Annotated in this window: 12 protein-coding genes; 10 read left to right on the forward strand and 2 right to left on the reverse strand. The window is 64.6% G+C overall.

Features of this window, described 5'->3' with window-relative positions; genetic code table 11:
• Positions 1 to 24 precede the first annotated feature (24 nt).
• From traU to KTC28_RS21540, 8 genes are read left to right on the forward strand one after another with little or no spacing between them, the layout of a single operon-like run.
• Complete coding sequence (traU, locus tag KTC28_RS21505) at positions 25 to 1,005, forward strand: conjugal transfer pilus assembly protein TraU (protein WP_216710778.1); 981 nt, start codon at positions 25 to 27, stop codon at positions 1,003 to 1,005.
• A gap of 29 nt (positions 1,006 to 1,034) precedes the next feature.
• On the forward strand, positions 1,035 to 1,793 hold the full coding sequence (gene trbC, locus KTC28_RS21510; protein ID WP_216710746.1) for a type-F conjugative transfer system pilin assembly protein TrbC: 759 nt from the start codon (positions 1,035 to 1,037) through the stop codon (positions 1,791 to 1,793).
• Positions 1,790 to 2,374 carry a DUF2726 domain-containing protein gene (locus tag KTC28_RS21515; protein ID WP_216710745.1) on the forward strand — a complete coding sequence of 195 codons (585 nt, stop codon included), beginning with the start codon at positions 1,790 to 1,792 and terminating at the stop codon, positions 2,372 to 2,374. The genes trbC and KTC28_RS21515 overlap by 4 nt, the downstream gene beginning before the upstream one ends.
• Entirely contained in the window at positions 2,371 to 4,056 is a 1,686-nt protein-coding gene (locus tag KTC28_RS21520) for a conjugal transfer protein TraN (RefSeq protein ID WP_216710744.1), read from the forward strand. The genes KTC28_RS21515 and KTC28_RS21520 overlap by 4 nt, the downstream gene beginning before the upstream one ends.
• A gap of 17 nt (positions 4,057 to 4,073) precedes the next feature.
• Positions 4,074 to 4,436: a hypothetical protein gene (locus KTC28_RS21525; RefSeq protein WP_216710743.1), complete on the forward strand. Its 363-nt coding sequence runs from the start codon at positions 4,074 to 4,076 to the stop codon at positions 4,434 to 4,436.
• On the forward strand, positions 4,429 to 5,271 hold the full coding sequence (traF, locus tag KTC28_RS21530) for a conjugal transfer protein TraF (RefSeq protein ID WP_216710742.1): 843 nt from the start codon (positions 4,429 to 4,431) through the stop codon (positions 5,269 to 5,271). The genes KTC28_RS21525 and traF overlap by 8 nt, the downstream gene beginning before the upstream one ends.
• 27 nt (positions 5,272 to 5,298) lie before the next feature.
• A complete protein-coding gene (locus KTC28_RS21535; RefSeq protein WP_255602544.1) occupies positions 5,299 to 6,930 on the forward strand; it encodes a conjugal transfer protein TraH in 1,632 nt (543 codons plus the stop codon).
• Between the two features lie 58 nt (positions 6,931 to 6,988).
• Entirely contained in the window at positions 6,989 to 9,820 is a 2,832-nt protein-coding gene (locus tag KTC28_RS21540) for a conjugal transfer protein TraG N-terminal domain-containing protein (RefSeq protein ID WP_216710741.1), read from the forward strand.
• A 46-nt stretch (positions 9,821 to 9,866) separates the two neighbouring features.
• On the opposite strand, the gene KTC28_RS21545 is transcribed toward KTC28_RS21540, so the two are convergent.
• Complete coding sequence (locus KTC28_RS21545; protein WP_216710740.1) at positions 9,867 to 10,115, reverse strand: hypothetical protein; 249 nt, start codon at positions 10,113 to 10,115, stop codon at positions 9,867 to 9,869.
• 85 nt (positions 10,116 to 10,200) lie between these two features.
• Here KTC28_RS21545 and KTC28_RS21550 point away from each other — a divergent pair, with 85 nt between their 5' ends.
• Complete coding sequence (locus tag KTC28_RS21550) at positions 10,201 to 10,494, forward strand: WGR domain-containing protein (protein WP_216710739.1); 294 nt, start codon at positions 10,201 to 10,203, stop codon at positions 10,492 to 10,494.
• Positions 10,494 to 11,336, forward strand: a complete 843-nt coding sequence (locus KTC28_RS21555; RefSeq protein ID WP_216710738.1) for a S1/P1 nuclease — start codon at positions 10,494 to 10,496, stop codon at positions 11,334 to 11,336. Before KTC28_RS21550 ends, KTC28_RS21555 begins: the two co-directional genes overlap by 1 nt.
• A gap of 58 nt (positions 11,337 to 11,394) precedes the next feature.
• Here the strand turns inward: KTC28_RS21555 and KTC28_RS21560 are convergent, their stop codons facing one another.
• Positions 11,395 to 12,819, reverse strand: a complete 1,425-nt coding sequence (locus tag KTC28_RS21560; protein WP_216710737.1) for a UvrD-helicase domain-containing protein — start codon at positions 12,817 to 12,819, stop codon at positions 11,395 to 11,397.
• Between the last annotated feature and the right edge of the window lie 26 nt (positions 12,820 to 12,845).

Genomic DNA, 12,845 nt, shown 5'->3' on the forward strand with positions numbered 1-12,845 from the left:
GCGCTGGCGCGTGTGTCGATCATCATGGCCGCGTTCGGCCTTGGCGCGGCACCGCCGGTCGCAGCCGCCCCCGGCGTCTGCACCGGCCACTTCGTCAACCCGATCACCGACATCTGCTGGGGCTGCCTGTTCCCGTTGTCGGTGGGGGGCTTGTCGATCTGGCCGTCGTCGAACGTCGACACGTCGAACCCGGCGCTGCCGGTGTGCGCGTGCGCCACCCCGATCCCCCGGATCGGTATCGCCATGGGGTTTTGGGAGCCGGTTAGGCTTGCTGACGTCTCGATGAAGCCGTGGTGCTTCGTCAACCTCGGCGGCCTCAAGCTCGATCCCGGGTTGGACATCGGGTTCAAGACGATGGCGGGACCCAGCGCGGTCGGCGGCGACCAGCAGAACAATGGCAGCTGGCACATCCACTGGTACATGTACCCGCTGATCTACTGGCTCGAGCTGATCGGCGACTGGATCTGCCTCGAGAAGGGCTCGATCGACATCCTCTACCTGACCGAGATCGACCCGCTGTGGCAGGACAGCGAGCTGACGCTCATCATCAATCCCGAAGCGGTGATCTTCTCGAACCCGCTCGCGGTTGCCGCCTGCGCCGCCGATTGCGTGCTCGCATCGACCCATCTCCCCAATGACGCGCTGTTCTGGTGCGCCGGGTGCCAGGGGACGATGTACCCGCTCAACGGCAATAACTCGGCGCAATACGGCCACGTCCAGGGCAGCCGCCTCGCGCTCGAGCGGTTCGCGTTCAAGCTGCACCGTGAAGCGATCGCGTGGGGCACGTCGGGTGGGGCGGCGCTGTGCGGCCCGTACGTCATGCCGATCATGCAGAAGTCGCAGTACCGCTTCCAGATGACAAACCCGGTGCCGTCGACGTTCGGCCCGGGGACCTGTCCGCCGATCGGCGCGACGACCGCGGTCGGCTCGGGTCAGATGCTACCCGTCATCGGCGAGGACATGGGCTATCTCGTCTGGCGCAAACGCAATTGCTGCGTGCTGTGATGGCTGATCGTCTCCCGTCAGCGCCCCGCTTGCGCCTCCTCCTCCCCGCGCTTCTCGTGCTGGCGGTCGACGTCATCGTCGTGCCGTGGCTCGCGCCGATCCACGCGCAGGTTGTCGAAGGCGTCGATGTCGGCGCGGCGCGGGCGCGCGCCAAGGCGCAGTCGCACGACCTCGAAGCGTTCTCGGCCGAGGTCGGCAAGCGCGGCGAAGCGCTTCGTCAGGAAGCCCTCGATATGCGCACTAGCGCGCAAGCGAACCGGGCGCGTATCGGCTCGGTCAAGACGGGTGGCGCGAAGGGTGTTTTCGACTTCGATGCGATGATCGCCGGAGCTGATGCCTCCGCCGCGGGGTCGAAGACTGAGCGCCCCAAGCTGATCGTGTTCGCCTCGCTGTCGATGCCGGTGCCCTCACTCAAGACGCTGTGCCGCGATGTCACCAAGGCAGGCGGTGTCGTGGTCTTTCGCGGCTTCAAGAACGGGTCGGTCAAGGATTTCATGACCGGTCTCGCGCCCGCGTTCGACAAGGGGCAGAAGATCGACGGCGTCGGCATCGACCCACGACTGTTCCGCGCGTTCGATGTTCAGGCGGTGCCGACCTATGTCGTGACCGCCGGCGACGTCGAGCCGTGCGACGGGTTTCACTGCACAACGACGTTGCCCGCGTACGATCGCGTCGCTGGCAACGTCACCACCGACTATGCGCTGTCGACGATCGCCGGTGGGCGCGGTCCCGGATCGGCGGCGGCTAAGGTCTATCTTACGCGGCTTCGGCGCGGAGGGCAGGGGTGACGCCGCAGTTGCATGCGCAGTTGACGGCTGCGGGCCAAGCGGCTGCCGGAGGCGTGTGGCGCGTCGCCGGTGGGTATGCGCTGCTCACGTGCGGGATCGTGGTTTTGCTCCTGCTCATTCGCATTGCCGGTCTAGGAGCGGGAAGGCTGTGGCTGTCGCGCATCGAGCGGAAGCGTCTGATGACCCCCGCAGAGGTCCGGTTTTGGCACGTTCTCGAGATCGCGCTGCCCGACCAGCGCATCTTCGCCCAGGTCGGGATGGGGGCCTTGCTCAAGCCGGTTGCGGGTCTCTCAGGTAAGGAGTGGTGGTCGACGTTCGGCCGGTTCAGCCAGAAGGTCGTCGATTTTGTCGTCGTCGACAGTGCGGGCGAGGTCATCGCCATCGTCGAGCTCGACGATCATTCGCATGTGACCGCCAAGGATCAGGCGCGTGACGCGCTGCTCGCCTGCGGCGGCTATCCGGTCGTTCGATTCCTGCCCGGCGATGGGCGTAACCCGGCCGTTGTCCGCGCGAGGCTTATCGCGGGTGCGGAGCCGGGTCCGCAGCGACCGGCCCGCCGTCACCTCGAGGCGGTGCGATGATCGGGCGTCGCTTCATCGGTCTGCTCGTCGCCGCGGGTATCGCGTTCGGTGGCGGCGTCGCGATCGGTCAGACCGCACACGATGACGGCAAGGCGTTCGGGGCGCTGCTTCGCCCGCGCGCCGCGACCAATGCCAAGACGACGCCGACGCCGTCGACCATCCCCGGCTATGTCGCCACAACGCCGCCCGAGACGAGCTACTACACGTCGCCGAGCAGCCTCGCCCCCGCTGCCGCGGCTGCGGCACCGGGGACGACCGGTTATCAGGTCGTGACCTCGTCGGTCGCCAGTCGAGCGCATTTTGCGCCGGTCGATCTCGACGCGACGGTCGCGCGGGGCAGGACTGTTGCTGCCGATCCGATGACGTATGTCGCTGGCTACGGTGTCGCCGGAGCGCCGGGATCGTGTCATCCGCTGCCGCCGAGCACGCCCTCGGGCGCGACCTATGAGGTGACGTGCAACACCGGCTACACGATCGACCCATCGGTGCCGCATTCGTGCGTCATTCCGGTGACGCCGCAGTTCGCGTCGACCTATCGCTACGAGTGCACTGACGGCGATTATCGCGGTAATCACACCGCGAGCTGCGACCCGTTCTACGCCGCCGCCTGTAGTGTGACGGCATCGCGGCATGGCCGGTGCCTCGAGGGTGCGTGGCCCGATTGCGTCGAGCCCGGTGATCCGATCTACACGATGACGTGTTCGGCGATCGTTCCCGGGCAGACCCTGCTCGGCTCGTCGACCGTCTATACCGGCTCGGTGACCGATACGAGCGCGTGCGCGACCTGGGCCGGCGACACGACGTGCACGGCCGCGCCCGACGTCTGCACCGACAGCGATCCCGTCACGCGTATCGTCAGCGGCGTATCGGTCACGCAACCGTGTTGGGCGTGGTCGCGGACCTATACCTGTGGCGGCGGCCTCTCGACTGCACCGAGCAACGACTGTTCGAGTCTGCCGACCGGCTGCGTGTTCGAGCGCGAAGACTGCCTGAGCCCAGCGGGCTTGCCGTGCACGACGACCGACCGGGTCTATAAATGCCCGGTGCCGCCGGGTCCGGCCGACAAGACCCAGTTCATCTGTGACGGCGACGTCTACTGCCTCAACGGGTCGTGCGACACGATCGTCCGGACGCCGAACACCGACTTTGCCAACGCCGCGGTCGCGCTCAATGCCGCGAGCCAGGCGGGCAAAGAATTTAACCCCGCCGACCTCACCCTGTTCAAGGGATCGCGGCAGACCTGCCAGAAGGCGATCTTCGGGTTGATTAACTGCTGTGTGCCGCGCGGCCTGCCGCTGCTCGGCGGCTGCAACGCGGCCGACGCCGCCTTGAAGATCCAGCAGGACAAGGGGCTGTGCAGCCTCGTCGGTAGCTATTGCTCGAGCCACACCCTGTTCGGGATCTGCCTGCAGAAGAAGGAGGCGCACTGCTGCTACCTGTCGAAGATCAGCCGCATCCTGCAGGAGCAGGGCCGCGTCCAGATCGGCAAGCCGTACGGCGATCCGTCGAAGGAGACATGTCCCGGGTTCACCATGGACGAGTTCCAGCGGCTCGACCTGTCGCGGATGGATTTTAGCGAGATCTACGCCGACTTCACCGACGCCGCCGTCCTGCCCGACGAGCTGGCGACGACGACGTCAATGCAGACCAAGATCACCGACTATTTCGCGACGCACCACTGATGGAGGGCAATAATTTCATGACCGTGGCGTTCACTGACAGCGCGGGGATGACGATCATGGAGATCGGCATGGCGATGCTGCTCATGCGGACCGGATCAGCGGAGCTTGACGACTTCGCGGCCGAGTTCGCACGTCAGTTCCGGGTTCCGGTCGAGCCGGTCGACCTTCGCCCCTGCTATACCCGGATGCTCGAGCGGCACTGGATCGAGCCGCATCCGACCGAGCCGCTGCGCGTGCTTGTGACCAAAGCGGGCGAGGACACCACCTTTGCCGCGTTCGCCGGCTTCGTTCGCCTCGTCGACCCGACCGGCGATTACTTCAAGGCGTCGATCATCTTCGGGATGACGACGCGTGAGCACCAGGAGGATGACGATGGGTAACCCTGTGAACCGCGGGCGCGCGCTGCTCGCCTGCATTGCGACGCTGATGACGATCGCTGCGCCGATCGCGCCGGCGATCGCGGCGGACGGTGCCATGATCGAGGACCCGGCCAACGGCAGCAATTTCTATTGTGCCGAGCGCAAACTCGGCACCTGGTTCTATTGCACCAAGCCGAAGGCCAAGCCGGTCGATCCTGCGGTCGCGCCGCCCCCCGCAGCCCCGGCCGAGACTGCGACCGAGCGCCTCGACAAGGTCACCGCCGAGCTGCGCGAACTGAAGGCGAAGGCGATCCTCGAGCCGTCGACCGAGAACATCACCGCCTATGTCCAGTTTCAGCGTGAGCAGCTCGACCGCGCCAGCATGTTCTCCGACGTCTGGCAGCGCGCCGTGTGGCAGAACCCCGAGCTCGACTACACGCTCCAGCGCCCGGTCGGGACCGTCGCCAAGGCGGCGTGGCTCAATGACCGGAAGGTCGACCGCGACCAGGCGATCAACCATCTCGGCGAGCGCTACGGCATCTTCTACTTCTTCGCCCAGTCGTGCGGCGCGTGCGAGATCTTCTCGCCGATTTTGAAGTCGGTCACCGACAGCCATGGTCTGCACGTCATGGCGATCTCGACCGACGGCGGACCGTCCGACGTGTTCACCCATTATTCGGTCGACAGCGGCCAGCGCGAGCGCATGGGCCTGACGTCGAAGGCGACGCCGGCGGTGGTCCTGTTCGACACCGTCACGCATCGCGCGGTGCCGATCGGTTACGGCGTCATAGCCGCCGACGAGCTGATGGACCGGATCTACACGCTTACCCAGACGAAGCCCGGCAGTGATTACTGACCGCGCACCCGCAATCGGAGGCTGACAATGGACGCTCCCCGCTGGTTCATGATCGCGCTCGAGGCGTCGCTGAAGCGCGCGGGGAGGGGGCTGGTCACCCTTTATCTGGCACTATGCCCGATCTGTAATCTCGCCCGGCTGCTCATCTGGCTGCGTACCAAGATCAGCCTTCGCTCGCTCCCGCGCCTCTTCGGCCGGGCTGCCGGTCACGGCAGCGCGGCGCTGTTTGTCCTGGCCGCCGCCAACCTTCTGGTAGTTCCGCTGCTCACGTCGCCTGCGCGCGCCGACGTCGCCGGCGCGATGGACGGATACTTCAATGACATGGGCGCAGCGGCGAACGTCACCGGGCCTAGTGCGTATCAGGGACAGGAAGCGGGATATTACTCGGCCGGGAATATCTGGACGCGGTTTCCGCAGAAGAACACCAGCCTGATGAACCTGCAGCTGCCGCACGCCAGCGCCGGTTGCGGTGGCATCGACATTTTCGCGGGGTCGTTTTCGTTCATCAACTCGTCGCAGCTGATCTCGCTGATGAAGTCGATCGCCAACAATGCGGTTGGGTTCGCCTTCAAGCTCGCGATCGATACCGTTTGCCCCGAGTGCTCCAAGGTTATGGAGGAGATGAAGCAGACCGCGCAGCTGATGAACAATCAGGCGATCAACAGCTGCCAGATGGCGGCGGGCCTCGTCGGCTCGGTGTGGCCGAAGTCCGACATGGCCGACAAGGAGATCTGCCAGCAGTTCGGCAGCTCGACCGGCGTGTTCTCCGACATGGCGGCGTCGATGGCTGGCTGCGGCAACGGCGGTTCGCGGACGTCGACCCTGACCTCGGCGGCGGCTGATCCGCAGTTCAAGGATGCCGCGGCGATGAGCGTCCCGATCAACTTCACCTGGCACATGATGAAGAAGTCGGACTTCTTTGCGCCGGGCGGAACGATGGATACGAGTTTAGCCCAATACGTGATGACGATGGTCGGCACGATCATCTATGTGCCGGCAACCGACGGCAACCCGGGCGTCTACAATACAATTCCCGGCGACGTCTCGACGACGCTGGTGACCGCGCTTCTCGACGGCACCGACGCCACTGGGGCGGTCAAGGTGTGGACCTGCGATACGGCCGACCCGTGCACGGCGCCGACGCTGCAGCCGACGACGATCGCGGCGGCAAAGGCGATCCGCTACCGGGTAAAGGCGCTGATCGACGGCATGGCGGCAAACATGGCGAGCGACACGGCGCTGACCGCACAGCAGATCGCGCTGCTCCAGGTCGCATCATTGCCGCTCTACAAGATCCTCGCGGTTCAGGCGGCTGCCGGGCGGGGTGCGGGCATCGAAAGCTCGGACACGCTTGCCGAGATCACCTCGGTCGACCTGCTGACCTCGATCCTCGACCAGCTGATGGCCGAAGTCGGCAAGACCCGGGCGACGCTCACGGCTGCTGACGCGGTCAAGGCCGAGGCGTGGCAGGCGAACTTCGTCGCGACGCGGACCGCGCTCGCCGAGCGTCAGGCGAACACCCAGGCCAAGGTCTCGGCGCTGATGCAGATTATTCAGAAGACCGCGTTCCTCGAATCGACGCTCGCCGCCCAGATGTCGCCGACGATGACGGCGACGCTCGACTGGTCGCGTTCGGTCGGTTCGCACGGTCTGAACTAGGAGTCCTCGCCACGCGCAGAGGCGCGGGGCGGGAAAGCGCGGAGAAGGAAGGGCGCGTATGTCGGTCGTTGAGGTCTACACGATTGGGGGCGGCGAATACATCGTCAACACTTTCAACGCCGTTGCCGCGTGGACCGGAGAGGGCGGCTACAAGAGCCTGCTCCAGGTCGTCCTCGTCATGGGTTTCACCATGTCGTGCCTCGTTGTCGCCTTCAACAGCGACTGGCGGGCGTGGATCAACTGGTTCCTCCAGGGCACGCTGATGTACATGTGCCTGATGGTGCCAAGGGTCGACGTCCAGGTCATCGACCGGATCAACCCCAGCCTCGCACCGTCCTATGTTGCCAACGTGCCGATCGGCCTCGGCCTCGTCGCGAGCTTCACCAGCCAGGTCGGCGACTATCTCACGCGCGAATCCGAGGTCGTGTTCGGCATGCCGACCGACATGCAATATGCGACCAATGGCATGGTCTACGGGGCGCGTCTGATCGAAGCCGCAAACGCGATGCGGATCGACGATCCCGAGTTTGCGACCAACCTCGACGAGCATATCCGCAACTGCGTGTTCTACGACATCCTGCTCGGCCACAAGACGATGACGGCTCTCGGGGAAAGCACCGACTTATGGGCGTCGATCGGTCCGGGCAGCCCCGCGCGTGCCCAGAAATACATCACGATCGATCCGTTGAACGCGACGACCACGACCGACATCGTCACCTGTCAGACTGCCTATGGCCGCTTGTCGACGGCATGGACCGATGCCGAGAACCGCGCAACGTGGGGCTTGGGTCGGCTGCTCTACAAAGGCCCGGACGCCGTCGTCGGTGCCAAGCTCGCGGCCGACCTCGGCGGCGCATACACGTTCCTGACCGGAGTCAGTCAGGACGGCTCGGCGACGTTCAAGCAGACGCTGTTGTTGAACGCGTTCACCCAGTCGATGCACACAATGTCGGCGTCCGGCGGCGGTGGCGCGGTCGACGTCTATGCGCAGACGCGCGCCGAAATCCAGACCAAGAACACCTACGGATCGATCTCCGCGGCGGCGCAGAAGTGGGTGCCGATCCTCCACGTCGTGCTGACGGTAATGTTCTATGCCCTGTTCCCGGTGCTCTTCCCGTTGTTCCTGCTGCCGACCGGCGGGGTCCCCGCTCTGAAAGGCTACGTCACCGGGTTCTTCTATCTCGCCGCGTGGGGGCCGCTGTTTGCGATCCTCCATATGATCATGATGCTGAAAGGCGTCGACACGCTAACGGGTGCCGCTGGCGGCGAGATGCACCAATCTCCGACGCTGTTCCACATCGGTGGCATCAGCGATGCGGCGAGCGATATCGCGATGCTCGCGGGTTATATGATGGCGTCGGTGCCGTTCCTCGCCGGCGGCATCGCCAAGGGCGCGATGGCGATCTCGAGCAACGCGACGAGCTTCCTGCAGCCGTCGCAGAACGCGGCCGAGGTCGCGGCGAACGAGGCGTCGACCGGCAACATCGCGCTCGGCAACACCAGCCTCGATAATTTCTCGGGCAACAATCGCTCGTCGAACAACTGGAGCGACGTCGCCAGCTACTCGTCGGGCGCATCAGTCTTCAACACGCGCGGCAGCGACGGGTTCATGACGCACGGCTACCCGGGAGCCGAGGTCGGCGATGCCAGCGGCGCACTCTCTCGCCTTGCGGTCACCCCATCGCTGACGTCGGATCTGCAGTCGTCGTTCTCGACGTCGGCAACCGAGGCCCGTTCGCGATCGGAGACATTGTCGAATAGCGCGTCGTCCTCGCTTTCCACGGCGAACACGCAGGCGAGCGAGCTGCGCTCGGCGCTTCAGCATACGGTGTCGAACAGCAATGACATTGGTGCTGATACACGGCAGTCGATCACGTCGGGCCTTAGCGCTCAACGGCAGCTATCCCAGCGCCTTCAGGAGAGCGCTCACCTCTCCAAGGCGGAGGCCGACGGTGCGGCGTCCGAGTTGTTCCTGACCGGGCAGGTAGACGGCAGTCTCAGCACCCCGGGCGGTGGGTTTCTTGGCGCTCGCGCTGGTATCAGCGGCGCTGCTGGCGGCCGGAAAAGCTCCTCTAACTCGAGCACGACGACAGGCAGCGTTGACGCCGGCAAAGCTCGCGAGATCCTCGCTAGCGTGGCAGAGTCGAAGGATTTCCGCGACCAGCGCGACGACTTCAATCGCGCTGTTAGGAGCACGGGCGATAGCTCCATTTCGGCGAAAGCAAATTCAGCAAGCGCCTCGTACTCTCAGGCTGCCAGTCGTAGTCAGGAGGCACGCACTTCGTATGACCAGGCTCAGCGTTTTGAGAAGTCAGCTTCACTGCGTGATAGTGAAGGCGTGTCGGTCTCTGGCAACCTCAGCCAGCGCTTCGTGGAATATGTCCACGGCGAGCAGCGCAAACTCGCCGCCGGCGGTGCCTACGCTGACGGTACTAAGCCGTGGAATCCGACCCGTGAACTTGCATCGACGCCGGACGAGCAGGCACAGCAGGCGTTCTTCATTGCCGGCTTTGTGAAGGCGGAACGTGCGCGGGTTGCCGCTGGGGTCGAACCGAGCCTCGTCGCGCCGACGCCGGCTGGAATTACCCGACCGAGCGCAAACGCCCAGTCCAAGATACATCCAGTGTCCACTGGGTCCGTATCGTCAGCTGGAAGTATCCCGTCTGCGTCTGGACCTGACGGCGGATCACTGGATGCCGGACGCGCCGCATTTGCGCAGGAGTTTGTGTCTGGTCGGCAGTATGGCGGTCGCGTCATCGACCGTGGGGTCGGTGATCTTCGGAGTGCCACGCGAGGTGTGTCAGCTGATCCGGATAAGAGCGTTCGTTCTGTCGGTCCCAAGCATTGGGCCGGTTGGGCAAGCGACGCCACAAACGGCATCGTTCCTTGAAGACTCCTATAGAATCCGGGGCAGTCTGCAGGCTAACCGCAAACTATCAGGTAGACCCTCTACTCAGGCCCACCCAAATGCAGAAGCAGACGGGCAATGCCACAACAAGCACAAGTATGGTGATCGTTAGCCATCGCGGCTGCGTCTTTTCCCGTACAAATGCACCGAGGCGGTTATTCACGATCGCGTCGTTGAGCTGGCGGAAACCTTCCAAATCGGCCGGACGCGCGGCCTCGAGCTTCGCAACCTGGTCGCGAAGGCGGGCAACTTCAGCCTCAAGAGCAACGTCGCTCATCACACCGTCCATTCAGAACAATACAAGTACACTTCTAGCACAATCTGCGCTACGATTCCAGTCCGTCACCGATGGATCGTGCGCCATGCCAAGCCTTTCCACTCCCGCGCCGTACACACTGATCGACGGTCGTCTCGAGCTGCTGGCCGTCGATCACGCTCGCAATATCGCTCGTCGCTATGCGCTCGAGGTGTCGGAAGACCTGTTCGGTTTCCACGTCGTCGAGACGGCGTGGGGCAGGGTTGGGGGATGGACGACGGCCAAGCGCGTATCGTTTCCGACGCTCGCCGAGGCGGATCGGCTGATCTCCCATCATCTTCGTCGCCGGGCGTCGGCCGAGCGACGGATCGGTGTCGCATATCGGCCTGTAGGAGCGTGATGCGGGCCGCCCTGATCCTTGCCGCCGCCGTTGCGATCGCTTCTCCCGCGAGCGCGTGGGGTGACAGGGGCCACCGCGCGATCGCCGACATTGCCTGGACGCAGCTGACGCCGGTGGCGAAGCGCGACGTCGCGCAGCTGCTGGTGGCCGCGCCCGATCTGGCGACGCCGGTATGTCCGGTTGGATCGTTCGAGGATGGCGCAACGTGGGCGGATTGCGTTCGGTCGCAGGACCGCGATCGCTATGCGCAGACCGCGACATGGCATTATGTCGACGTCTCGATCTGTCGGCCGTTCGTACTGCCCGAGGACCGCGAGGCCCGGTTCGTTGTTCGTCGCTACGATCGCGAGCTCGCCGTGCTCGCCAACAGGAATGCTCCCGCAACGGTTCGCCTCGAGGCACTTCTTTGGGTTGAGCATCTGGTCGGGGATATCCATCAACCGCTTCACGTCGGTGATGATGGCGATCGCGGAGGTAATGAGGTCAAGGTGGTGCCTCAATTCGGGCGCTACCCGCTCAACCTCCACGCCGAATGGGACCGGGTGCTGGTCGATGACGCCCTGCGTGCAACACCGGGTGGTGTTGCAGGTCTTGCCGCCGCCGCTGCGGATTACGCCGGTCGAGCGCGCGAGTTGTCGCCGGCGGCGTGGGCGCGGGAGAGCTGGGATATCGCCGTTCGCGTGGCCTATCGGCACTTGTCGGTCATCGATTCATGCGGTCGCGGCCATCGCTCGATCGATCTCGGCGAGGATTATAGGGTCACTGCTATTCCGATCGTCCAAGTTCAGCTTGAGCGTGCAGGGGTCCGGCTTGCATCGGTTCTCAATTCAGTCTTGCGGTAAGGTGGCGTCTCCAGACGGCGCTGGTCGTATTCACACACGGATTCGTCTGTGCTCAGGGTCAGCAAAGTTCGTCGAACAGCTTTGGCGCGAGGCACAGGCGATAGGTGGCGCGTGAGCAGGCGACGTAGAGAAGATTGAGGAGCTGATCTGTTTCCTCGGTCTTGGTCGCATCCTTGGCGCGTCTGGCCATAAGCTCGCGCGGAGAGTCGAAGTCGTCGAGCACGAACACAGTGCGAAACTCCCGCCCTTTGACCTTGTGCGCGGTCGACACGGTGATCTGCGCGTCGCCTTCCTTGTCACGGTGCAGGCCGGCGAGCCTCTGCAGCAGCGCTGGAAGCTCAGAGCCGTGCTTCTCGACGATGTCGCGCAGCCGCCGTGCATCGACGTCGCCGCGCTCGGCCGCGTCGTTAAACTGTCCCCACGACGTGAAGCGGGAAACGTCGGCGTCGGTGACCTGAGCAAGCTGGTTGTGGCGCAGCGCGTAGGCCGATGAAAGTTGGCGCTCGAGCCCGGCAAACCCGCCGATGAGGTGGAACGGCTTATCGACCAGCGACAGGCCTTCGAACAGGCGCGCGTTGGTCCGGGCGAGGATTGCGGTGCCGGGGCCGGCACTTGCTGCCCCGCCGTAGCGGACGATCTCATTCTCGATCGCAGGGTTGCCGTGCAGCGGCCGCCGCGGCGGCCGCGAGTGGTGCTTGAGGATGCGGTTGCACAGCGTCGCGATCTTCGGGCCGAAGCGCCAGCTGTGCGTTAGCGGCAATTCCTCCGCCGAGAACTGCTGCATCGCATCGATTGCGCCCCTGAAACGGTAGATCGACTGGTACGTGTCGCCGACCACGACCGTCGGGAGCGCCGCCTTGCGCGCGACTGAGATCAGCACCGGGTTGAGGTCCTGGGCTTCGTCGAGAAGGAGATATGCAAAATTCCCTTCGATCCGATGCCACAGCTCGAACGCCTTGAGGTAAGTGTCGTGGGTAATTGGCAGGTCGTGCCGCTCGAACCGGAGCAGCTTGACGGCGATCGCCTTGACCATGTGGCGGATCGCCGACCGTTGGTCGAGATCCGCGAGCTGGCAGTGGTCGGCGCGCAGCTTGCTGCCGGCATCGATCAGGAAGCTGTCGAGCGTGTTCAGGATAGCGGCACGAACCTGACCGTAGGTCATGCCATCGACCGGGCGGATAAACTCATCGTAGGGGCGCAGGTGCTCGAAGCGGAACTTGTTGATCGGGTCGCCGCGCTTGCCGATCTGCAGCGCGCGGTGTGCGAAGCTATGGGCGGTTCGCGTCTCGATCGAGCCCGGGAACTTCCGCCGCGCCTCGTCGGCGATCGAGCGATTGAACGCCAGATAGAGGCCTTTCGCCGGCCAGCGCTTGGCATATTCGACGAGGGTCGAGGTCTTTCCGCATCCGGCACCGGCGGCAACTTTGATGATGCCTTGTGGCGGTCGCGCGAGAATCTGCGCTTGTTCGGGCGTCGGGGTCATCGATGTCTTACTGATGGTTGGCCGAC

Origin of the sequence: Polymorphobacter megasporae, assembly GCF_018982885.2 — a bacterium.
GTDB classification, from domain to species: domain Bacteria; phylum Pseudomonadota; class Alphaproteobacteria; order Sphingomonadales; family Sphingomonadaceae; genus Polymorphobacter_B; species Polymorphobacter_B megasporae.